This is a genomic window from Streptomyces sp. NPDC015125, from assembly GCF_043080045.1.
Lineage (GTDB): Bacteria > Actinomycetota > Actinomycetes > Streptomycetales > Streptomycetaceae > Streptomyces.
This window is the reverse complement of the sequence record NZ_JBIBVF010000025.1, coordinates 44190-66028: the sequence shown is the minus strand read 5'-3', so window position 1 is coordinate 66028 and position 21839 is coordinate 44190. Positions and strand designations below refer to the sequence as shown.

Below are 21839 nucleotides of genomic sequence, written 5' to 3'. Positions count from 1 at the left end.
TCCATCGAGTGACCGCACCAGGTATACGGCTGACGAGGCCCACACCCCCAACTAGGGTGCGGCGCAAGCGTCCTGTGGTCACCGGGCCGGAATCCGGCACGGTTGCCTCGGTGGCGTCCGGCAAGTGGCTCACCGGCATTGCGATGTCAGTGGCCGGTGCCAGAGTGGTGGTGGAGTGCCCTTGCTCCACTCACCGCGCAATTCTCGTACGTCCGTCCCGTGTTCTCTCCGTCCGGCTCCATCAGGACAGCAGGGGGTGTACAGGCTCGTGGCAAGTCCGGAAACAGGCGTCCTGGCGGCGCGTGCCCGCGCCCTTGCCGTACTGCGGATCCGCAGTACGGCGCTGGCCGTCGCACTGCTGCCGGCGGCCGTGGCCGTGGTGCTGTTCGCCGGCCGGGCGACCGGCCATCTCGGCGCGGGCGCCGGCTGGGACCTCGCCCGCTGGATCGTCGGCGGCCTCGCGGTGCTCAGCCTGCTCCTGGCGGTGCTGGTCACGGCCGTCGTCGCGTGCGCCAGACCCGCGCTCAGCCCGTCCGTGCCGATCTCCGAGAAATCGGCCCCCGATCTCTACCGCCTCGTCCGCGATCTCGCCGACCGTCTCGAGGTGCCCGCGCCCTCGGCCATAGCGCTCACCCCGGACTGCGACAGCTGGCTGGAGGACCGTACGCACCGTGCCCACGGCCCGCCGCGCCGCGGCCGGGGAGTGACACAGCGCGAAGGGCGCCGGACGGACGAGGCGCCGGTCCTGGTCATCGGCTCCCCCTTCCTGTGGTGGATGCGGGTCGCCGAGCTGCGTGCCCTGCTGGCCCCGGTCGTCGCCGGCACCGGCCCGTCCGCCCACCCCGACATAGCGGCCGCCCGCCGCTTCATCCGCGGCCTGGACGCCGCCGTCGCCGTATCGGCCCGCGCCCGGGGCCCGCTGCGCGCACTCCCGCTCCGGTTCGTGGGCCGGGTGGCGCGACTGCTGCTGCGGGCGGGCCGCGAACACGCCACGATCATGGAGCGCGCCGTCGCCACCGCCGCCTCCGAGCGCGCACAGACCGTCGACTACGGCCTGCGGATCGTCGCCCAGGAGCAGGTCGGTCTCGCCTACGCGGGCTGGGACCGGCTGCTGACCCGGGTGGCGCTGCCCGCCTGGCGGATGGGCCGCTGGCCGTCCCGGCTGGACGCCGGTGTGGTCTCCGCGCTCACCGAACTCTCCCGCCGCGACCGCCTCGCCAACGGCTTCACCTCCCGTCTCGGCGAGCGCCCCGCCTGCGACCTCCTGGAGGAGCCGGGCGCCATCGACCGCGCCGCCTCCCTGCTGGCCGCCCGCCTCTTCCACGGCGGCCCGGCCGAGCCCGGGCCCGACTGGTCGCCGGTCGGCTGGAGCCAGTACCCGGAAGAGGTCGTGGACCGTAAGTGGCGCCTGGAGGCCGCCCGCCTCCACCGCGTCCTCGACAACCTTCCGGCGACCGCGCTCCCGGCGGCCCCGCCCACGCCGGCCGCCCCGGACCCCGCCTGTGCCCCGCCCCTCTCGTACGCCCGCTCCGCCCCCCGTACGCCCGTGGGCCACCACCCGGCGGACCGCCCCGCCGGCCCGTCCGAGGGCCGCCGCGGCGACCCGCCGGCCGCACCGGCGCCGGGCCCCACGCTGGCCCGCGTCATCGACCGGCTCGCCCAGGACGAGCAGGCGGGCGATCTGGTCGCCGCCCGGCTGGGCGCGGAGGTCGAGCGCGAGGAGCGCGAGGAAGCGGCCCGCCAGGCCGCCCGCTGCGGCTCGGCGCAGGACGCCGGCATCGGTGTGGCCTGGGGGGACGGCATGGTGTCCGAGGGCGGCCTCCCGCTGTTCCCACTGCAGCCGCCCCGTACGGGCCGCGAGCTGCTCGCCGACCACGTCACCGCCATGGTCTGCTGTGCCGCCGTCGACACCGCGGGTGCCGCCCCCGGCCTGGACTGGCTCGACGGTCCGGCGCTGCTGGTCGACGGCGCCCGCCGCGCCGACCTCGGCCGCCCGGTGCTCAGCCTGGTCGACGACGGCGATGCGGAGCCGCTCCGCGGCTGGCTGACGACGGTCGGCGTACGGCCCGAGAAGCCGGTCCGGCTGGTATGACCGGAACGCCCGGAAAGCCGCGCTCAAGGTCGCACTCAAGGTCGCGCTCAAGTTCACACTCAAGGTCGCGCTTATCCGCCGGGCGGGGGCCGGGCACCTCGTCCCGGGCCTCCCGCACCACCGGCTGAATGTTCCCTTCCAGTTCGCATTTCGGGGGTTGCACCCTCTAAATTCACGACGAAGGGTGACGAAGTGAGTGCGTAATGTGATGTGCTGAGGGATGGCCGGCCGGGTTCGCCCGGTCGGACGCAGCACCGGCTCGATCGGCTGCGGCCGATGGGGGATGCGGGAGGGGAGTGGAAGGTGGCGACGGATCAGATCAGGCGCTGGGAGTCGGGTGCGCTCGCCCACGCGGTCACGGACCCGTTCGGGCAGGGCCCGCTGCCCTGGCTGCGCGGCAGCGAGAACTACTTCGACTCCGGCCGCATCATTCCCTGGTACGTCGACCCCGCCGTCGCCCAGGGCGCACTGCCGGTGCGCGACCCCGGCAAGCACAACGGCCCGCGTACCGCCGATGACGTCCACCGTCAGATCAAAGGCTTCGCCGGCCCGGGCGCGGTGGCCCCCGGCGAGGCCATCGACTTCCGCGTTTCGGTGGATCCGCCCCAGCCGTTCAACATCGACATCTACCGCATCGGCCATTACGCGGGCACCGGCGCCTCCAAGATCACCACCAGCCCCCGTCTGGCGGGCATCGTCCAGCCGCCCCCGCTGACGGCCGACCGCACGGCTTCCTGCCACCACTGGTGGCTGTCCTGGCGCCTCCAGGTCCCGCTGTCCTGGCAGCTCGGCGCCTATGTCGCGGTGCTCACCACCGCCGACGGCCGCTACCGCTCCCACATCCCCTTCACGGTCCGCGACCACCAGCCCGCCGACCTCCTCCTGCTGCTGCCCGACATCACCTGGCAGGCCTACAACCTCTACCCGGAGGACGGCCGGACCGGCGCCAGCCTCTACCACGCGTGGGACGAGGAGGGTGCGCTGCTCGGCGAAGGGGACGCCGCCACCACCGTCTCCTTCGACCGCCCCTACGCCGGCGCGGGACTGCCCCTCCACGTCGGCCATGCCTACGACTTCATCCGCTGGGCCGAGCGCTACGGCTACGACCTCGCCTACGCCGACGCCCGCGATCTGCACGCCGGACGCGTCGACCCGTCCCGCTACCGCGGCCTGGTCTTCCCCGGCCACGACGAGTACTGGTCGGTGCCCATGCGCCGTACGGTCGAGCACGCCCGCGACACCGGCACCTCCCTCGTCTTCCTCTCCGCCAACACCATGTACTGGCAGGTCGATCTCGCCCCCTCGCCCTCGGGCCCGGACGCGCTGCTCCACTGCCGCAAGCGGCAGGGCCCCGGACGTCCCGCGCTCTGGCGGGAGCTGGGGAACCCCGAACAACGGCTGATGGGCATCCAGTACGCCGGCCGGGTCCCCGAGCCGGCCCCCATGGTCGTACGCAACGGCAGCCACTGGCTGTGGGATGCCACCGGCGCGCACGAAGGCGACGAGCTCCCCGGTCTGGTCGCCGGCGAGGCCGACCGCTACTTCCCGCGCACCAGCCTCCCCGAGCACACCGAACGCATCCTGCTCGCCCACTCCCCCTACCGCGACAGCGAAGGCGCCCGCCGCCATCAGGAGACCTCCCTCTACCGTGCCCCCAGCGGCGCCTGGGTCTTCGCCTCCGGCACCTTCGCCTGGTCCCCCGCTCTCGACCGCCCCGGCCATGTCGACGAGCGCATCCAACGCGCCACCGCCAACCTCCTCGACCGCATCTGCAAAAGCGACTGACCTCGCCCGCAGCCCGCCCGCAGCCCGCCCCACCCGCGCAACGCCGCGCCCGCCGGGGTCTGCCCGCCCTTGCCGTCCGCCCCCGCCCGGCTGCGCGGGGGCCCGCCCGCTACCGCGCGGCGGCCGGCCCCAACTCCCGTGCCAGTGCGATCGTCAGCGCCCGGAAGATCCGCACCTCCGGATTCGGGTCCCCGGCACGAGTGGCAAGCACGCTCTGCGCCCATGGCGCATCCAAGACCGGTACGAACACCGCCCCCGGCCACGGGTAGTAGCGCGCGAACGACTTCAGTCCCGAGCCCGCTCCCCGGCCCGCCGCCACGCTCGTCAGCACATCCTGCGGGGTCAGCGCGTAGTCGAGGCCGCGCCGTCGGCCCTCGTTGAAGTACAGGTAGTCGGTGAAGGGCTGCGGCGTGTGCGAGGGCAGCCGCAGATACGGCAGGTCGATGATGTCCGCCATCCGCACCCCCTCGTGCGCGGCGTCCGCGAGCGAGGACGCCGCCGGCACTGCCACGATCCGCTGCTCGGTCGTCAGCACATCGGACTCGATCTCCGCACTCCGGACCAACGGCCGAACGAACGCCACGTCCACCCGGTCCTCGCACAGCGCACTGCAGTGCTCGGTAAAGGTCAACTGCACCAGCGACAACGGGACGTCGGGCCGCGCCCGGCGGAAGGCGCTGATCGCGGCCGGGGTCACCTCGGCCGACCCGTGCCCCATGACGCCGACCCGCAGCGGCCGGGCCGGTGCCGCCCCCTGCGCCACGTCCGCCACATCGTCCATCGCGGCGTTGGCGGCGGCGAGCAGCGTACGGGCGTGGGAGACCAGCCGCCGCCCCGCCGCGGTCGGCGCCACGGGGCTGCGCTCCAGCAGGAGGGTGCCGAACTCCCGCTCCAGTTGCTGTACATGGCCGGTCACCGCCGCGGGAGACAGAAACAGCCGGGCCGCCGCCCGCCCGAAGTGCCCCTCCTCGACCACGGCAAGAAAGGAGGAGAGCCGCCGCAGATCCATGCAGCCCACGATAATTCCGGGCTCGCGCTGCCAACGGGGGCCGTTCAGTTTTCCTGAACGGGGGAGGCGCCGCCGCCCGCGCGGCCCGTACAAACGTTCCATGACGACCACGGCACCCCCCGCCACCTCCCGGACCACCCGCCGTCCGATCCGTCACCTCCGTCACCGTCACTGGCTGCGCACGGGCTGGGTGATGACCACCTCGGGCTGGAGCGCCAATCAGTTCTCCGCCCTCCTCGGCGCTTACCACTCGGATCTCGGTCTCACCGCGGCCACGACCACCGCCCTCTTCGGCATCTATGTCCTGGGCCTGATCCCCGGTCTGTTGCTGGGCGGTCCGGCCGCCGACCGCCGGGGCCGCCGCCCCGTCGTCTTCGCCGCTCTCGCGCTCTCCGCGCTGGCGACCGTGCTGCTGATGGCGGGTTCGGTGGCCACCGGCCTGCTGTGGCCCGGCCGCTTCCTGACCGGTATCGGGGCCGGCGCCCTGCTCAGCGCCGGCAGCGCCTGGATCAAGGAGCTGTCCTCGGCTCCGTACGACACCCACTCGACGGCCGGTGCCGCGGCCCGCCGTTCGGGGCTCTTCCTCTCCGCGGGCTTCGCCACCGGAGGGCTGGTGGCGGCGCTGATAGCCCAGTGGGCCCCGGCGCCCATGATCACCGCATACCTGCCCCACCTCGTTCTCTCCGTGACAGCCGCGCTCCTGGCGGCCCGCACACCGGAAACGGCCCGCACGGGCGGGCAGGGGGCGGCCCGTACCGGCGGGCGGGGCGCGGCCCGCACGCCCGACGCACCCGCGACGGCACCGGCCTCCGCGCCGCACGGCCCGGCGGCAGGGCTGTCGTCCGCGCCGCACGACCCTGCGCCGGAACCGTTCTCCGCGGCGCACGGCCCCGCACCCGAAGCATCACCCGCCCCCGGCCCGGCCTTCCGCCGTCTGGTCGCCCCCGTCGCCCCCTGGGTGTTCGTCGCCCCCAGCATCGCCCTCGCCACCCTCCCCGGGCTCGTCGATACGGGGCTCACCGGCTGGCAGACCGTGTACGCCGGGATCGTCACCGCCGTCACCCCCGGTGCCGGCCTGCTCGTCGCACCCCTCGCCCGTCGCCTTGCCGCCCGCCACCGCGTCGCCACCGCCGTGGCCGGACTCGCCGCCGTCATCGCCGGCCTGCTCCTCGCCGCCTTCGCGGTCGCCCGCGTCCGGCCGGATGCCGCACTGCTCGCCGCCGCCGTGCTCGGCGCCGGATACGGACTGTGTGTGGCGTACGGCCTCACCGAGGTCGCCGCCCTCGCGCCCCCCGACCGGCTGGCCCACCTGACCGCCCGCTTCTGGGCGCTGTGCTACCTGGGCTTCTGCACCCCGTACGCGATCACGCTGCTCACCCGCCTGGTCGCCCCGGCCACGGTGCTGCTCGCGGTGGTCGTCCCGGCCACGGCCACCCTCGCGCTGGTCGCCCGCCGGGGTGCCCACCAGGGCCCCCGCTCCACCGCCTGACGCCCAGCTCCCCGGCGTCCCCGGCCCCCCGTCCGCCACCACCGGCCCGGGTAAGGGAGAATCGGTATGACTCCTGGATCAACCTACGCGGAGGAAGCGTGCCCGGTTTTGTAGAAAAGCCTGAGCCGGTGGAGGTTCCCGGGCTCACCCACCTTCACACCGGCAAGGTGCGCGACCTCTACCAGAACGCCGCCGGCGACCTGATCATGGTCGCCAGCGACCGCACCTCCGTCTACGACTGGGTGCTGCCCACCGAGATTCCCGAAAAGGGCCGCATCCTCACCCAGCTGTCCCTGTGGTGGTTCGAGCAGCTCTCCGACCTGGCCCCCCACCACGTCGTCTCCACCGACCTCCCGGCCGGCGCTCCCGCCGACTGGGCGGGCCGCACCCTGGTCTGCAAGTCGCTGCGGATGGTCCCCGTCGAGTGCGTGGCCCGCGGCTACCTCACCGGTTCCGGCCTCGCCGAATACCGGCAGACCCGTACCGTCTGCGGCCTGGCCCTCCCCGAAGGCCTCGTCGACGGCTCCGAGCTCCCCGCGCCGATCTTCACCCCGGCCACCAAGGCTGCCGTCGGTGACCACGACGAGAACGTCTCCTACGAGGAGGTCGTCCACCAGATCGGCGCCGACGTGGCCGCCCAGCTCCGGCAGACGACCCTCGCCGTCTACGGCCGGGCCCGCGACATCGCTCGCGAGCGCGGCGTCATCCTGGCGGACACCAAGTTCGAGTTCGGCTTCGACGGCGAGCAGCTGACCCTGGCCGACGAGGTCCTGACGCCCGACTCCTCGCGCTTCTGGCCCGCCGACCTGTGGCAGCCGGGCCGCGCCCAGCCGTCCTTCGACAAGCAGTTCGTCCGCGACTGGCTGACCTCTCCCGCCGCGGCCTGGGACCGCACGGGCGAGCTGCCGCCGCCCGCCCTCCCGCACGAGATCGTCGAGAGCACCCGCGCCAAGTACGTCGAGGCCTATGAGCGCCTCACGGGTCTCAGCTGGTCGTGAACCCGTTTCCGGCCCGGGTGCGCACCCGGGCCGGTTCCGGTTCGTACCCGGTCCGTACCCGGGCGGGACGACCTGTGCAGGCCCAGGCGACACCGCACCCCGGGAACACGAAAAGGCCCCGTCCGACATCACTGCCGGCCGGGGCCTTCTCCTGCTGAGCGGACGACGAGGCTCGAACTCGCGACCTCAACCTTGGCAAGGTTGCGCTCTACCAACTGAGCTACGTCCGCATGCTCCGTGCACAGCTCCTGACATCAGTCGCCGCCGCGCGGTGCGGGCACCACTATAGCCAACCTCGCTCGCGGGCGAGGCGCGCCGCGGCGTGACGGTTCTCCGCGCCCAGCTTCGCGGTCGCCGACGAGAGGTAGTTCCGCACCGTCCCCGGCGACAGCGAGGCCCGCTCCGCGATCTCCGCGACCGGCGCCCCGGCCTCGGCGCATTCCAGCACCTCCGCCTCCCGGGCCGACAACGGTGACTCCCCGGCACTGATCGCATCCGCCGCCAACTCCGGGTCCACATAACGGTTTCCGGCATGGACCGTGCGTATGATCTCCGCCAGCCGCTGCGCCGACACCGTCTTCGGCACAAACCCCCGCACCCCGGCTGCCAGTGCGCGCTTCAGATGTCCCGGCCGGCCGTGACTCGTCACGATCATGGACCGGCACCCCGGCACCTCACCCCGCAGGGATGTGGCCACCGCCACACCGTCCGCCCCCGGCATCTGCAGATCCAGCACCGCCACATCCGGCCCGTGTGCCCGGGCCATCGCCCGCGCCTCCGGCCCCGACGCCGCCTCGGCCACCACCAGCAGATCGTTCTCCAGCGACAGCAACGCCGCCAGCGCTCCCCGGATCAGATGCTCGTCATCCGCGAGCAACACCCGGATCACCTCGCCATGCACCCCGTCACTCACCGGCCGCCCCACCTCTCCGCCCCTCATGAATTTCCGAGCCGAATTTCCGAGCCGAGTCTCCGGGCCGAGTCTCCGGGCCGAATCCCCGGGCCGAACCTTCGCACCACGCCGAATCCCCGCACCATGCCGTCCGTCCGCGCCGCCCGCGCCCTCACCCCTACCCCGTCGCCGCCGCCCTTGTCGGTATCGGCAGCTCGACCGTCAGGCGGTAGGAGCCCTGCAGGACCGGGCCCGACGTCAGGGTGCCGCCCAAGGGCTGCAGCCGTTCCCCCAGTCCCCTGAGACCGCTGCCGGGCAGCGAGCCGGTCCCGGTGGTGACCATCCGGTGGGTGACACCGTCGTTCTCCATGGTCATCACCAGTACCGAGCGGTGCGGATCGATCAGGGTCCGCACCGCACAGTGCCGCACCTCGGCGGCGTGCCGCAGGACGTTCGTGGTGCCTTCCCGTACGACCCAGCCGAGCGCCGACTCCACCTCCGGCGGCAGCTGCGTCTCGTCCTCGCCCTCGATACGGCAGTCCACCCCGGCCGCCCGCAGGATGGAGCGGGCCCCGGCCAACTCCGCCTGCAGATCGGCCTTGCGGTAACCGCGCACCACCTCCCGTACCTCGCGCTGGGACTCCTGGGCGATCCGCTGCACCTCCACCATCTGCTCCACGGCCTCCGGCCGCTCCCGCCGGGCGAGCTGGACCGCCAGCTCGCTCTTCAGGGCGATCACCGCCAGATTCCGGCCCATGACGTCGTGCAGATCCCGGCCGAACCGCAGCCGTTCCTCGGCGACCGCGAGCCGTGCCTCGGTACTGCGCGCGGCATCCAGCTTCCGGACGACACCGAGCAGCCAGCCCGTGGGCCGCGCTATCAGGAAGCTCCACATACCGGCGAAGACCAGCAGAATCGCCGCTACCAGTCCCCCCAGCCAGGAACCCGTGAGCACCCCGAGCAGCAGGATGAGCCCCATCGCGGCGGCGGCCAGCGCTGCCAGGAACCTCCGCTTGGACACCACCAGGCTGTGCGCCATGAAGAACGGTGTGAGGGTGGCGCCGGCCGCGGTGGGCACCGTGGCCAGGCTTTCGCCGTGGCCGATGCCGTTGACCGCGATCAGCGTGACCAACGCGATTTCGGCGGCGAGCGTCAGCACACCCGAGACGAGCAGCAGGCCGCGCGGTGTCGCCCCCAGTTTCAGATAGCGGTTCAACGCCCGGTTCAACAGCGGAAAGGCCAGCACGCCCTGAAGCACGTTCAGCCCGCTGGCGCCGACGGCCAAGACGACCGGCAACGGACTGCCGCCTGTGAGGCCCATGACGGGCATCACCCCGCCGACCACCGGAAGCCAGGGAAGGGCGTACAGCGTCCAGCGGAAGTACGCCTCGACCATGCCCACCTGGCTCCGCCGCCGCCACATCGCCCGTAGCCGTCCGATCATGCGCTGCCCGCCCCCGTCGTCCGATCGCCTACGTCGTTAGCGCCGCGGCTCCCAGCGGAACCACCGCTGCACAGCAAACAGCGCGAGCCCGGTCCAGGCCAAGCCGGTGATCAGCTGTCCCGCTATCTCCTTGAGATCCCCGCCGCCGGTCCAGCCGCCCCGTATCAGCTCCATCGCCGGCGACAGCGGCAGGAATTCGAGGAACGCGGCGATCCGCTCCGGAAAGATGTCCAAGGGGACCATCACCCCGGACCCGCCCAGCGACAGCAGCATGAAGGGCATCACGATCAGCTGAGCGGACTCGGTCGACCTCGCGAAGGCCGATGTTGCCGCTGCGAGCCCGACGACCGTGCCCATGCCCAGCAACACTCCTGCGATCAGGAGGTGCGGTGCGGTGGGCAGGTCGGTGTCCAGCACCAGAGCGCCGAGGACGGCGAGGAGCGCGCACTGTGCCAGCCCTATCAGCACCGAAGGGAGCGCGGTGCCGGTCAGTATTTCCAGATCGCGCAGTTCTCCGGTGCGCAGGCGCTTGAGCACCAGTTCCTCGCGCCGGGCGACGTAGGCGGCGGTGACGTTGGAGTAGACGGCAAAGATCAGAACGCAGCCGAGAGTGCCGGGCAACAGCACTGTTTCGACCGACAACCCCGTGCCGGCCAGATTCATCGATCCGACCGCCTGCCGCATGGCGAACGCCATGACAATCGGGATGATCAGCGACGTGTACAGCGCGGACTTGTTACGGCCGAGAAGCGTCAACTCGGCTCGCGCCAGGGCGAGTAGACGGCCTGCAGCGCGGGTTTCCGCAGGAATTCTCCCCCGCCCATCGCCGACAGCTTGGCCCGTACCTGCACTCATGTGTTCTCCAGCCCCTTTGCGATGTGCAGAAATGCCTCTTCCAGGGACGCGGATCTGACATCCAGTCCGCGCAGCGTTATCCCCTTGTCCTGCGCCCAGAGCAGCACCCCCGTCGCGGTCCGCTGCAGTTCGTCCGTCCGCAGCCGGACCGTGCGCCCGGTCGTCTCATGGCCGATGACTCCCAGTTCCCCCAGCGGTGGGAGATCGCCGAGATGGAATCCGTCGGGCAGCTCGAAGGAGAGGTGCGAGGGATGCGCGGCGACCACATCCGCGACATATCCCGCCGCCGCTATCCGCCCGCCGTGCAAAATCGCCAGCCGGTCCGCCAGCTCCTCGGCCTCTTCGAGATAGTGCGTGGTGAGCACGATCGTGGTCCCGGAGTCCCGCAGCTCGCGGACCAACTCCCAGGTGGCATGGCGCGCTTCGGTGTCCAGCCCGGTCGTCGGCTCGTCCAGGAACAGCACCTCGGGCCTCCCCAGCAGCGCGAGGGCGAGATCCAGCCGCCGGCGCTCGCCCCCGGACAGCTGCTTGACCCGGACGTCCTTGCGCCGGTCCAGCCCCACGGAGGAGAGGGCTTCCTCGATCGGGCGTGCCCCGCTGGTGCACCCCGCCCACATCCGCAGGGTTTCCTCCGGCGTCAGTTCGGCAGGGAAACCGCCCTCCTGCAGCATGACGCCCATACGGGGCCGCACCTTGTCCCGCTCGCGGAACGGATCATGGCCGAGGACCCGGACCCGCCCGGCGGTGGGCGCGGCCAGGCCCTCCAGCAGTTCGAGGGTGGAGGTCTTGCCCGCGCCATTGGTCCCCAGGAGTGCGAACAGCTCGCCCCGGTCGACGGTGAAGTCGATACCGCTCACGGCCTCGTAACTCTCCCGTCCGCCGGACCGGCCGCGCCCGTCCGGCCGGCTCCGCCCGCCCCGCTCGCGCGTCTCCTTCTTGCGCGGTCCGGCCGCGCCGTAGCGCCTGCGCAGTTCGGTGACTTCGATCACGCCGATGCCGGAGCCGGTGCTCCCGGCGACGCCGCGACCGGCATCCGCGATGGTTTTCTCCCCGATGTTCATGAGTCCAGCGTTTCGCCGGATCACGGTTCGGGGCAGTGCGCCCTGTCATCGCAGCCGATGACAAATGTCAGTTGCCAACGCCGGAAGAGGGGAAGGGGGAGGGGCGACAGAGAGGGGAGGAGAGGGGAGGAGAGGGGAGGAGAGGGGCGCGACATGATCGCTGGGAAATGCAGAAGGCCCCGGTCGCAATGACCGGGGCCTTCTCTTTCTGAGCGGACGACGAGGCTCGAACTCGCGACCTCAACCTTGGCAAGGTTGCGCTCTACCAACTGAGCTACGTCCGCAGGCATCCACTCGGCTTTCACCGAGCGGCGCGACAGCTACTGTACCTGATCCAAAGACCGGTCGAGCTGTCAGAGCGGGTGACAGGGATTGCACACTGCGCCTCCCTCTTGGAAAGAGGGCGCTCTACTACTGAGCTACACCCGCGTGACTCCGTGAGGTCCGGCCTTTCGGCCTCGCCCCTCGGCGTGTTCCAGACTCTAGCTGATCAGTAGGGGTGCTGTGCAAGTCGGCTGTCCCCGTGCCGGGGGGCGCGCTGAAGTCGGTTAGTGGTTGGCGGCGTTGAAGGCCTCGTAGACCTTCTTGGGGATCCGGCCGCGCGGGGGAACGTCCATCTGGTGGGAGCGGGCCCAGGCGCGGACGGCCGCGGGGTCGGGGTTCACCGCGGTCCGGTGGTAGGCCTTGCCGGACTTGGCCCGCTTGCGGCCGGCCTCCACGAACGGAGCGAGGGCACCGCGCAGTTTCTTCGCATTGGTGGGATTGAGGTCGATCTCGTACGACTTCCCGTCCAATCCGAAGGCGACCGTCTCTGCGGCTTCTCCTCCGTCGATGTCATCGGAGAGCGTTACTACTACGCGCTGCGCCACGGATATCGGTCCTTTCGTGGAGCGACCCCTTGTTGACGTGGGGTGATGCTCCGGATCCGGCTGATTGGGATCAATGCTTTTTCATTTGTACAGCGATGGGCATTGCATTGTGAAGCCCAGTTAATTTCGTCAGCGTGTCTTCCCGCAATCCGGACCCCGGATCTTTTCGAGAATTTTTCCTGAGCTGCACTCCTGTCGATACCGGACCGTGATCGGGCCTCCTGTATATCTATGCGCGTAGATTTTCGAACACGGTACTGTGAGGACACCGCCTTACGCACCACACCACCGGGAGTGCCAGTGGCACGCGTCGTAGTCGACGTCATGCTCAAGCCGGAGATCCTCGACCCGCAGGGGCAGGCGGTGCAGCGCGCACTGCCACGCCTGGGTTTCGAGGGGATCGCCGACGTCCGTCAGGGCAAGCGTTTCGAACTTGAGGTGGAGGGTCCGGTCGACGACGCCGCCCTCGCTCGCATCCAAGAGATGGCCGAGACCTTCCTCGCCAACACCGTCATCGAAGACTTCACCGTGCGGGTCGACTCATGACCTCGCGGATCGGAGTCGTTACCTTCCCCGGCACGCTCGACGACCGCGACACCCAGCGCGCGGTCCGGGTCGCCGGTGCCGAAGCGGTGCCGCTGTGGCACCGCGACAAGGACCTCAAGCAGGTCGACGCCGTGGTGCTGCCCGGCGGTTTCTCGTACGGCGACTATCTGCGGGCCGGTGCCATTTCCCGGTTCTCGCCGGTGATGGAGACCGTGATCGAGCAGGCCAGGGCCGGTATGCCGGTCCTCGGTATCTGCAACGGCTTCCAGGTGCTCACCGAGACCCACCTGCTGCCCGGCGCCATGCTGCGCAACAACCATCTGCACTTCATCTGCCGCGATCAGAAGCTGCGGGTGGAGAACGCGGAGACCTCCTGGACCTCGGACTATGTGTCCGGCCAGGAGATCAGCATCCCGCTGAAGAACATCGACGGCCGGTACGTCGCCGACGAGCGCACGCTCGACATGCTGGAGGCCGAGGGCCGGGTCGCCTTCCGCTACCTGGACGGCAACCCCAACGGCTCGCTCCGCGACATCGCCGGCATCACCAATGAGGCGGGCAATGTCGTCGGCCTCATGCCGCACCCCGAGCACGCCGTGGAGCCGCTGATCGGTACGGGCCGTACCGACGGCCTCGGATTCTTCACCTCGATCTTGAAGAAGCTGGTCAACGCATGACTCTCGACACCGTCAAGCACGCAGCCGAGACGCCGGACACCGACCAGCCGTGGGCCGAGCTCGGCCTGAAGCAGGACGAGTACCAGCGCATCCGCGAGATCCTCGGCCGCCGTCCCACCGGCGCCGAACTCGCCATGTACTCGGTGATGTGGTCCGAGCACTGCTCCTACAAGAGCAGCAAGGTGCATCTGAAGCAGTTCGGCGAGAAGGCCCCCGAGAACGACGCGCTGCTCGTCGGCATCGGCGAGAACGCCGGTGTCGTCGACGTCGGCCAGGGCTACGCCGTCACCTTCAAGGTGGAGTCCCACAACCACCCCTCGTACATCGAGCCCTACCAGGGCGCGGCCACCGGCGTCGGCGGCATCGTCCGCGACATCCTCGCCATGGGTGCCCGCCCGGTCGCCGTCGTCGACCCGCTGCGGTTCGGCGCCGCCGACCACCCCGACACCAAGCGCGTCCTGCCGGGCGTGGTGTCGGGTATCGGCGGCTACGGCAACTGCCTGGGCCTGCCCAACATCGGCGGCGAGGTCGTCTTCGACGCCTGCTACCAGGGCAACCCGCTGGTCAACGCCGGCTGCATCGGCGTCATGAAGCACGAGGACATCCACCTCGCCAAGGCGTCCGGCGCGGGCAACAAGGTCATCCTCTACGGCGCCCGCACCGGCGGCGACGGCATCGGCGGTGTCTCCGTGCTGGCCTCGGAGACCTTCGACGACTCCAAGCCCACCAAGCGCCCCGCCGTGCAGGTCGGCGACCCCTTCCAGGAGAAGCTGCTCATCGAGTGCACCCTGGAGATCTTCAAGGAAGACCTGGTCGACGGCATCCAGGACCTCGGTGGCGCCGGGCTGTCCTGCGCCACCAGCGAGCTGGCCTCGGCCGGCTCCGGCGGGATGCGCGTCGAGCTGGACACCGTGCCGCTGCGTGACTCCTCCCTCTCGCCCGAGGAAATCCTCATGAGCGAGTCGCAGGAGCGGATGTGCGCGATCGTCGAGCCGGGGAAGGTCGACCGTTTCCTGGAGATCTGCGAGAAGTGGGACGTCATCGCGACCGTCATCGGTGAGGTGACGGAGGGCTCGCAGCTGGAGATCTTCTGGCACGGCGAGCAGATCGTGGACGTGCCGCCGCGCACCGTCGCCCACGAGGGCCCGGTCTACGAGCGCCCGTATGCCCGGCCCGACTGGCAGGACGCCCTCCAGGCCGACGACGCGGCCAAGCTGGCCCGCCCGGCGAACGCGGACGAGCTGCGCGCGCAGGTCCTGCAGCTGGTGGCCTCGCCCAACCAGGCATCCAAGGCGTGGATCACCGACCAGTACGACCGGTTCGTGCAGGGCAACACCGTCCTCGCGCAGCCGGAGGACGCCGGCATGGTCCGGATCGACGAGGACAGCAACCTCGGGGTGGCGCTCGCCACGGACGGCAACGGGCGCTACGCCAAGCTCGACCCGTACACCGGCGCGCAGCTGGCGCTGGCCGAGGCGTACCGCAATGTCGCCGCGTCCGGTGCCAAGCCGCTGGCGGTCTCCGACTGCCTGAACTTCGGTTCACCCGAGGACCCGGCGGTGATGTGGCAGTTCGCCGAGGCCACCCGTGGTCTCGCCGACGCCTGCCAGACCCTCGGGACGCCGGTCACCGGCGGCAACGTCTCGCTCTACAACCAGACCGGCGAGGTGGCGATCCACCCGACCCCGGTCGTCGCCGTGCTGGGCGTGATCGACGATGTGAACCGCCGTACCCCGATCGCCTTCGCGGACGAGGGCCAGCTGCTCTACCTCCTGGGCGACACCCGCGAGGAGCTGGGCGGTTCGGCCTGGTCGCAGGTGGTGCACGAGCATCTCGGTGGTCTGCCGCCGAAGGTGGACCTGGAGCGCGAGCGGCTGCTGGCCGAGGTGCTGATCTCCGCCTCCCGTGACGGCATGATCGACGCCGCGCACGACCTCTCCGACGGCGGTCTGATCCAGGCCGTGGTGGAGTCCTGCCTGCGCGGCGGCAAGGGTGCCCGCCTCGTCGTTCCCGACGGGCTCGACCCCTTCGTGCTGCTCTTCTCCGAGTCGGCGGGCCGGGCCGTGGTGGCCGTTCCGCGCAGCGAGGAGCTCCGCTTCACCGACATGTGCGGTGCACGGGGGCTGCCGGCCACCCGGATCGGTGTGGTCGACGGCAACGAGATCGACGTCCAGGGGCAGTTCAGCATCCCGCTGAGCGAGCTGAAGGACGCGCACGAGGCAACGATCCCGGGCCTGATCGCCTGAGCCGGAACCCGGGCGCCGCGCCGCGCCACTGACGGTCCGACGGTCCGTCCCCGCCATGGGGACGGACCGTCGCCGTATTCCCGCGCCTTCCCGCGCCTTCCCGCGCCTTCCCGCGCCTCCCGGCACCTTCCCTCGCCTCCCGGCACCGGCAGCCATTGCGCATGATTACGTCATTACGTAATCTTCGATTATGGATCTTGAGCAGCGGCTGGCCGGGGTGGAACGCCGGCTGGCAGCGCTGGAACGGTCAGCCGCCCGGCCGGTGACCTCGCCCGAGCGGGAGCCGGACGAGGAACTGTGGGCCCTGCGCGGTCTGAAGGAGCAGTGGGCCGAACTCGGCGCCGACAACGGCGGCGTGCTCTTCACCGGCGCCGTACGGACGCCGGCCGGACTGCGCTACGAGTGGCAGTACGGTCTGGCCACCGACACCCTGCTGGACGGCGACTGGACGGACGCCGCCGAGGCGTTCGCCGCACTGGGCCAGCCCCTGCGGCTGCGGCTGCTGCGCGAGATCCTCGGCGGCCGCTGCACCGCAGCCGAACTCACCGAGCTCGACGGCACGGGCACGACCGGCCAGATCTACCACCACCTGCGGCAGTTGACCGCCGCCGGCTGGCTGCAGACGGCCGCTGGCGGCCGCTACGAGGTTCCGGCCGGCCGCGTCGTACCGCTGCTGGTGATGCTGACCGCCGCCGGGTGCTGACGCCCGGCCACACCGACCTCACGGGGGAGACCACATGACGTCCGCCACTCTGCGAAAGCTCGCCAGGAACGCCGCACGCGCCTGCCTGCTGATCTTCCTTGCAATCCTCGTCACGAGCTTCTTCGCCGACATTCCGGATTGGTGGAGCTGGGTCCCCCTGATCCTCTGGATACTGATCGGATTCGGGGTGAACCGCCGGCTGGCCCGCGCGGAGGAGGACGGCGCGACGGGCCCGGCCCGCGAGCCGGTGGCGGTCGCCGCTCCGGTCACCGGCCGCTGGAAGGCCCTCAACAGCCCCGCCGACAAGGTCCCCAGCCATGGCACACGGGCCTACGGGCAGGCGTACGCGATCGACATCGTGGCCGAACCGGAGCCGAACTCCCGGCCCGGCTTCGGCTGGTGGCCCCTGGTCCGCCGCAACGAAGCCTTTCCGGCCTTCGGCGCGCCCCTGCTCGCCGTCGCCGATGCCACCGTCGTCCGTGTCGCGGACGGCAGCCGCGACCATCTCAGCCGCACGTCCTGGCCCGCGGCCGTCTACCTGCTCGCCCTGGAGGGCCCGGCCCGCACGCTCGGCGGCGCCCGCCGGCTGCTCGGCAACCATGTGATCCTCGACCTGGGCAACGGCGTCCACGCGCTCTACGCCCATGTCCGCCGCGGTTCGCTCACCGTCCGGACGGGCGACCGGGTGCGGGCCGGAGAGACCCTCGGCCAGTGCGGCGACTCCGGCAACAGCAGCGAGCCGCACGTCCACTTCCAGCTCATGGACGCCGCCGACCCGGTCACCGCCCATGGCGTCCCGTTCACCTGGCAGGGCATCGGCGTCCCGCGCAACGGCGAGACCTTCGAGGCCGGGGCGCCACGGACGACACCGGCGGGCTGAGCGCCGACGGCCCCGGCGCCCGCATCGCGCATTCGGGGGCACCTGTCAGCGCTGCCTCGTAGGCTGACGCACATGCCTCCTGCCGCCCAGAAGCCGCGTCCCCGCCGGTACGACCCGAAGAAGACCCGTGGCGCCGTCACGGCCCAGCTCGCTCACGTCCAGCAGGCCGTACGCGCCCTTGCACCGGGCCAGTTGGCGCTGCCGACCCGGCTCGGTGACTGGACGGTGCGCGAGCTGGTGGCGCATCTGTCCATGGCCGTGGGGAGCGTGGCGCGCAGTCTTGAGCGGCCGGTGCCGGCCCGGGCGGCGGCCACCCTGCTGGAGTGGCCATCGGCGGCCGCGCCGCGCGCCTCCGACGTCGACGCGCGCACCCGCGCCCTGGCCGACGCGCACGACCCCGTGGAGCTGCTGGAACGCACCGCCGCGGAGTTCGCCGAGGTCGTCGAGCCGGAGCCGGACGACCGGCTGCTGCCGGCCCTGCCCGGCGCGATGCCGCTGGCCGACTTCCTCGTCACCCGCTGTCTCGAACTCGTCGTGCACACCGACGACCTCGCGGCGGCGACCGGCCTGGAGATCCCCTTCGACCGCCGGGCCCTGGCCGCCACCACCCGCCTGCTGGCCGACGTCCTGGCGGACCGGGCCCCCGGCGGTTCGGTGGAGGTGCGGATTCCGCCGTTCGCCGTGGTGCAGTGCGTGGCGGGCCCCAAGCACACCCGCGGCACCCCGCCGAATGTCGTCGAGACCGACCCGCTGACCTGGATCCGGCTGGCCACCGGCCGTACGGCCTGGGCCGAGGCGCTGGACGCGGCGACGGTCAGCGCCGGCGGCGAGCGGGCCGACATCGGCGGATATCTGCCCGTGCTGAGCTGACGGCGGCGGGCCCGGCACCCGCACCCGAAGCGGGCGGCGCCCCGGCGCCCGACCCGACGGCGGCCGCGGGGGCGTCGCGCATCTCACACGGAGCGGGACGAGGCCCCACCGTGCAAGATCCACACAGCCGGCGCCCCGCACCCTGCGTCCGGTGGCACACCAGGTGAGCCAAGGGATCCGAGGTGCGCCGGGGCGATGAGCCGCCCCCTGCGGGGCGTGGGCACGTCAAGCCGTGCGGCCCCTCGTTCATGCACTCATCCAGTTTTCCGGCATCCCCGGTTCGGATGAATGCGCGACCTGCCCTAGACTCGGTGCCGTGCCACGTGGTGACGGACGACTCAGCCACGACCTGCTCCCCGGCGAGAAGGGCCCCCAGGACGCTTGCGGCGTCTTCGGTGTCTGGGCTCCGGGTGAAGAGGTCGCCAAACTCACCTATTTCGGGCTGTATGCGCTGCAGCACCGTGGACAGGAGTCCGCGGGCATCGCGGTGAGCAACGGCTCCCAAATCCTCGTTTTCAAGGACATGGGCCTGGTTTCCCAGGTCTTCGACGAGACTTCGCTCGGCTCTCTCCAGGGTCATATCGCCGTGGGCCATGCCCGCTACTCCACCACCGGTGCCTCGGTGTGGGAGAACGCCCAGCCGACGTTCCGTGCGACCGCGCACGGCTCGATCGCGCTCGGCCACAACGGCAACCTGGTGAACACCGCCGAGCTGGCGGATCTGGTCGCCGCGCTGCCCCGCGAGGGCGGCCGGGCGACCCAGGTCGCGGCCACCAATGACACCGACCTGGTGACGGCGCTGCTGGCCGGCCAGGTCGACGAGGACGGCAAACCGCTGACCGTCGAGGAGGCCGCCCCGCGCGTCCTGCCGAAGGTCAAGGGCGCCTTCTCGCTCTGCTTCATGGACGAGCACACGCTCTACGCCGCCCGCGACCCGCAGGGCATCCGCCCGCTGGTCCTCGGACGCCTGGAGCGCGGCTGGGTGGTGGCCTCCGAGACCGCCGCCCTGGACATCTGCGGCGCCAGCTTCATCCGGGAGATCGAGCCCGGCGAGATGGTCGCCATCGACGAGAACGGCCTGCGCAGCAGCCGCTTCGCCGAGGCCCGCCCCAAGGGCTGTGTCTTCGAGTACGTCTACCTCGCCCGCCCGGACACCGACATCGCCGGCCGCAATGTGTACCTCTCCCGGGTGGAGATGGGCCGCAAGCTGGCCGCCGAGGCGCCGGCCGATGCCGACCTGGTGATAGCGACACCGGAGTCCGGCACCCCCGCCGCCGTCGGCTACGCCGAGGCCAGCGGCATCCCCTACGGCTCCGGCCTGGTCAAGAACTCCTACGTCGGCCGGACCTTCATCCAGCCCTCGCAGACCATCCGCCAGCTCGGTATCCGGCTCAAGCTCAACCCGCTCAAGGAAGTCATCCGCGGCAAGCGCCTGGTGGTCGTCGACGACTCGATCGTCCGCGGTAACACCCAGCGCGCCCTGGTCCGGATGCTGCGCGAGGCCGGCGCGCTGGAGATCCACATCCGGATCTCCTCCCCGCCGATCAAGTGGCCGTGCTTCTTCGGCATCGACTTCGCCACCCGCGCGGAGCTGATCGCCAACGGGCTGAGCGTGGAGGAGATCGGCAAGTCGCTGGGCGCCGATTCGCTCGCGTACATCTCCATCGACGGCATGACCGAGGCGACCACGATCGCCAAGCCGAATCTGTGCCGCGCCTGCTTCGACGGCGAGTACCCGATGGAGCTGCCCGACCCGGGGCTGCTGGGCAAGCACCTCCTGGAGTCGGAGACCGCGAGCCCGGCCACGTCCGACGTGGACGGCGTCCAGTCGCTCACCGCCGGGGTCGGCGGGGCCGACGCGCTGCGTCGCCCGTAGAGCTCGTACCCACACGACACGAAAGTTCTCCGTCATGTCAGAGACCACTGGTGCCAGCTACGCGAGCGCGGGCGTCGACATCGAAGCCGGCGACCGCGCCGTGGACCTGATGAAGGAGTGGGTGAAGAAGGCCACCCGCCCCGAGGTCGTCGGCGGGCTCGGCGGCTTCGCCGGCCTCTTCGACGCCTCCGCCCTCAAGCGGTACGAGCGTCCGCTGCTCGCCTCCGCGACCGACGGCGTCGGCACGAAGGTCGACATCGCCCGCAAGATGGGCGTCTACGACAGCATCGGTCACGACCTCGTCGGCATGGTCGTCGACGACCTGGTCGTCTGCGGCGCCGAGCCGCTGTTCATGACCGACTACATCTGCGTCGGCAAGGTCTACCCCGAGCGGGTCGCCGCGATCGTCAAGGGCATCGCCGAGGGCTGTGTGCTGGCCGGCTGTGCGCTGGTCGGCGGCGAGACCGCGGAACACCCGGGGCTGCTGGGCGCGGACGAGTTCGACGTCGCGGGTGCCGGCACCGGCGTCGTCGAGGCGGACCGGGTGCTGGGCGCGGATCGTATCCGTACGGGCGACGCGGTGATCGCCATGGCCTCCTCCGGGCTTCACTCGAACGGGTACTCGCTGGTCCGCCATGTGCTGTTCGACCGTGCGGGAATGGCCCTGGACCGGGAGATCCCGGAGTTCGGCCGCACGCTCGGTGAAGAGCTCCTGGAGCCCACCAAGATCTACTCGCTGGACTGTCTGGCGCTGACCCGCACCACCGACGTGCACGCCTTCTCGCACATCACCGGCGGCGGACTGGCCAACAACCTCGCCCGGGTGATCCCGGACGGTCTGCACGCCACCGTCGACCGCGCCACCTGGACGCCGGGCCCGGTCTTCGACCTGGTCGGCTCGGCCGGCTCGGTCGAGCGCCGGGAGCTGGAGAAGACCTTGAACATGGGCGTCGGCATGATCGCCGTCGTCCCGCAGGGATCGGTGGAGGCCGCCCTGACCACGCTGGCCGACCGCGGCGTGGACGCCTGGGTCAGCGGCGAGATCACCGACCGCGGTGACCGTGCAGAGGCAGTGACCCTGACCGGTGACTACGCGAGCTGAGCGGACGGGCGCCTTCCAGGGCCCTGCACGGGTCAGGAGAGGCGCCCCCCTCCCGGGCGGGCGTCGGTGCGGCCACCGCGCCCACGGTCATCCGGGCAGCACAGAACCCGGTCCGGGCGATGCCCAGGACCGGGTCCGTGATGCTGTTATGGGTGCCGCGAGCGCGCAGAGCGTCAAGCGCGACGACGCTGCTGGGACGAGTCGCCCTCGTCCTCTTCGTCGTCATCGCTGTTGTACAGATCTGCGTACCGTGCGTACGGGTCGTCGTCCTCGTCCTCCTCGAACGGCTCTGCGTTCGGAGGCTGCTGGTTCGACGGTGATGCACCCAGCTCGTCGGCCAGTCGTGAGAGATCCGTCCCACCGCTGCTGTACTTCAGCTGGCGGGCGACCTTCGTCTGCTTGGCCTTGGCCCGGCCGCGCCCCATGGGTCGACCCCCTCAATGAC

At 71.3% G+C, this 21839-nt stretch carries 19 protein-coding genes and 3 tRNA genes; 12 read left to right on the top strand and 10 right to left on the bottom strand.

Annotated elements, in window-relative coordinates:
* Positions 1–268: 268 nt before the first annotated feature.
* Positions 269–2092: a hypothetical protein gene (locus tag ACF088_RS34975; RefSeq protein ID WP_392379904.1), complete on the top strand. Its 1824-nt coding sequence runs from the start codon at positions 269–271 to the stop codon at positions 2090–2092.
* 303 nt (positions 2093–2395) lie between these two features.
* A complete protein-coding gene (locus ACF088_RS34970) occupies positions 2396–3877 on the top strand; it encodes a N,N-dimethylformamidase beta subunit family domain-containing protein (protein ID WP_392379903.1) in 1482 nt (493 codons plus the stop codon).
* Between the two features lie 109 nt (positions 3878–3986).
* Here the strand turns inward: ACF088_RS34970 and ACF088_RS34965 are convergent, their stop codons facing one another.
* Positions 3987–4886: a LysR substrate-binding domain-containing protein gene (locus tag ACF088_RS34965; RefSeq protein ID WP_392379902.1), complete on the bottom strand. Its 900-nt coding sequence runs from the start codon at positions 4884–4886 to the stop codon at positions 3987–3989.
* 100 nt (positions 4887–4986) lie between these two features.
* Between ACF088_RS34965 and ACF088_RS34960 the strand changes: the two genes are divergently transcribed.
* Complete coding sequence (locus ACF088_RS34960; RefSeq protein WP_392379901.1) at positions 4987–6375, top strand: MFS transporter; 1389 nt, start codon at positions 4987–4989, stop codon at positions 6373–6375.
* A gap of 98 nt (positions 6376–6473) precedes the next feature.
* The gene (locus ACF088_RS34955) at positions 6474–7373 is read left to right on the top strand and encodes a phosphoribosylaminoimidazolesuccinocarboxamide synthase (protein WP_392379900.1); all 900 of its coding nucleotides are present in this window, start codon (positions 6474–6476) and stop codon (positions 7371–7373) included.
* A 157-nt stretch (positions 7374–7530) separates the two neighbouring features.
* Here the strand turns inward: ACF088_RS34955 and ACF088_RS34950 are convergent.
* From ACF088_RS34950 to ACF088_RS34915, 8 genes are all read right to left on the bottom strand, one after another.
* Positions 7531–7603 (bottom strand) — tRNA-Gly (locus tag ACF088_RS34950).
* Positions 7604–7656: 53 nt separating this feature from the next.
* Positions 7657–8286 carry a DNA-binding response regulator gene (locus ACF088_RS34945; RefSeq protein ID WP_392379898.1) on the bottom strand — a complete coding sequence of 210 codons (630 nt, stop codon included), beginning with the start codon at positions 8284–8286 and terminating at the stop codon, positions 7657–7659.
* Between the two features lie 157 nt (positions 8287–8443).
* Complete coding sequence (locus ACF088_RS34940) at positions 8444–9709, bottom strand: sensor histidine kinase (RefSeq protein WP_392379897.1); 1266 nt, start codon at positions 9707–9709, stop codon at positions 8444–8446.
* Positions 9710–9745: 36 nt separating this feature from the next.
* Entirely contained in the window at positions 9746–10564 is an 819-nt protein-coding gene (locus ACF088_RS34935; protein WP_392379896.1) for an ABC transporter permease, read from the bottom strand.
* Positions 10561–11625 carry an ABC transporter ATP-binding protein gene (locus ACF088_RS34930; RefSeq protein ID WP_392379895.1) on the bottom strand — a complete coding sequence of 355 codons (1065 nt, stop codon included), beginning with the start codon at positions 11623–11625 and terminating at the stop codon, positions 10561–10563. Before ACF088_RS34930 ends, ACF088_RS34935 begins: the two co-directional genes overlap by 4 nt.
* Positions 11626–11836: 211 nt before the next feature.
* Positions 11837–11909, bottom strand: a tRNA-Gly gene (locus ACF088_RS34925).
* 73 nt (positions 11910–11982) lie between these two features.
* A tRNA-Gly gene (locus ACF088_RS34920) sits at positions 11983–12054 on the bottom strand.
* Between the two features lie 119 nt (positions 12055–12173).
* Positions 12174–12494: an Lsr2 family protein gene (locus tag ACF088_RS34915; protein WP_392379894.1), complete on the bottom strand. Its 321-nt coding sequence runs from the start codon at positions 12492–12494 to the stop codon at positions 12174–12176.
* 300 nt (positions 12495–12794) lie between these two features.
* Between ACF088_RS34915 and purS the strand changes: the two genes are divergently transcribed.
* From purS to purM, 8 genes are all read left to right on the top strand, one after another.
* On the top strand, positions 12795–13040 hold the full coding sequence (purS, locus tag ACF088_RS34910) for a phosphoribosylformylglycinamidine synthase subunit PurS (RefSeq protein ID WP_030086196.1): 246 nt from the start codon (positions 12795–12797) through the stop codon (positions 13038–13040).
* The gene (gene purQ, locus ACF088_RS34905; RefSeq protein ID WP_392379893.1) at positions 13037–13717 is read left to right on the top strand and encodes a phosphoribosylformylglycinamidine synthase subunit PurQ; all 681 of its coding nucleotides are present in this window, start codon (positions 13037–13039) and stop codon (positions 13715–13717) included. The genes purS and purQ overlap by 4 nt, the downstream gene beginning before the upstream one ends.
* Positions 13714–15963 (top strand): phosphoribosylformylglycinamidine synthase subunit PurL, encoded by a 2250-nt coding sequence (purL, locus tag ACF088_RS34900; protein ID WP_392379892.1) that lies wholly within the window; start codon positions 13714–13716, stop codon positions 15961–15963. The genes purQ and purL overlap by 4 nt, the downstream gene beginning before the upstream one ends.
* 190 nt (positions 15964–16153) lie before the next feature.
* Positions 16154–16666 (top strand): ArsR family transcriptional regulator, encoded by a 513-nt coding sequence (locus ACF088_RS34895; protein ID WP_392379891.1) that lies wholly within the window; start codon positions 16154–16156, stop codon positions 16664–16666.
* A gap of 34 nt (positions 16667–16700) precedes the next feature.
* Positions 16701–17546: a peptidoglycan DD-metalloendopeptidase family protein gene (locus ACF088_RS34890; RefSeq protein WP_392379890.1), complete on the top strand. Its 846-nt coding sequence runs from the start codon at positions 16701–16703 to the stop codon at positions 17544–17546.
* A 72-nt stretch (positions 17547–17618) separates the two neighbouring features.
* Entirely contained in the window at positions 17619–18416 is a 798-nt protein-coding gene (locus ACF088_RS34885; RefSeq protein ID WP_392379888.1) for a sterol carrier family protein, read from the top strand.
* 316 nt (positions 18417–18732) lie between these two features.
* A complete protein-coding gene (purF, locus tag ACF088_RS34880) occupies positions 18733–20292 on the top strand; it encodes an amidophosphoribosyltransferase (RefSeq protein WP_392379887.1) in 1560 nt (519 codons plus the stop codon).
* A 34-nt stretch (positions 20293–20326) separates the two neighbouring features.
* Complete coding sequence (purM, locus tag ACF088_RS34875) at positions 20327–21394, top strand: phosphoribosylformylglycinamidine cyclo-ligase (protein WP_392379885.1); 1068 nt, start codon at positions 20327–20329, stop codon at positions 21392–21394.
* A 173-nt stretch (positions 21395–21567) separates the two neighbouring features.
* Here the strand turns inward: purM and ACF088_RS34870 are convergent, their stop codons facing one another.
* The gene (locus ACF088_RS34870; RefSeq protein ID WP_030086208.1) at positions 21568–21819 is read right to left on the bottom strand and encodes a DUF3073 domain-containing protein; all 252 of its coding nucleotides are present in this window, start codon (positions 21817–21819) and stop codon (positions 21568–21570) included.
* Between the last annotated feature and the right edge of the window lie 20 nt (positions 21820–21839).

What these genes read in the sequence shown, in the direction of transcription:
- ACF088_RS34930 (WP_392379895.1), bottom strand. Translation starts at nt 11,625, where the DNA reads ATGAACATCGGGGAGAAAACCATCGCGGATGCCGGTCGCGGCGTCGCC.
- ACF088_RS34965 (WP_392379902.1), bottom strand. Translation starts at nt 4,886, where the DNA reads ATGGATCTGCGGCGGCTCTCCTCCTTTCTTGCCGTGGTCGAGGAGGGG.
- ACF088_RS34935 (WP_392379896.1), bottom strand. Translation starts at nt 10,564, where the DNA reads ATGAGTGCAGGTACGGGCCAAGCTGTCGGCGATGGGCGGGGGAGAATT.
- ACF088_RS34940 (WP_392379897.1), bottom strand. Translation starts at nt 9,709, where the DNA reads ATGATCGGACGGCTACGGGCGATGTGGCGGCGGCGGAGCCAGGTGGGC.
- ACF088_RS34890 (WP_392379890.1), top strand. Translation starts at nt 16,701, where the DNA reads ATGACGTCCGCCACTCTGCGAAAGCTCGCCAGGAACGCCGCACGCGCC.
- ACF088_RS34895 (WP_392379891.1), top strand. Translation starts at nt 16,154, where the DNA reads ATGGATCTTGAGCAGCGGCTGGCCGGGGTGGAACGCCGGCTGGCAGCG.
- purQ (WP_392379893.1), top strand. Translation starts at nt 13,037, where the DNA reads ATGACCTCGCGGATCGGAGTCGTTACCTTCCCCGGCACGCTCGACGAC.
- purL (WP_392379892.1), top strand. Translation starts at nt 13,714, where the DNA reads ATGACTCTCGACACCGTCAAGCACGCAGCCGAGACGCCGGACACCGAC.
- ACF088_RS34960 (WP_392379901.1), top strand. Translation starts at nt 4,987, where the DNA reads ATGACGACCACGGCACCCCCCGCCACCTCCCGGACCACCCGCCGTCCG.
- ACF088_RS34870 (WP_030086208.1), bottom strand. Translation starts at nt 21,819, where the DNA reads ATGGGGCGCGGCCGGGCCAAGGCCAAGCAGACGAAGGTCGCCCGCCAG.
- ACF088_RS34885 (WP_392379888.1), top strand. Translation starts at nt 17,619, where the DNA reads ATGCCTCCTGCCGCCCAGAAGCCGCGTCCCCGCCGGTACGACCCGAAG.
- purM (WP_392379885.1), top strand. Translation starts at nt 20,327, where the DNA reads ATGTCAGAGACCACTGGTGCCAGCTACGCGAGCGCGGGCGTCGACATC.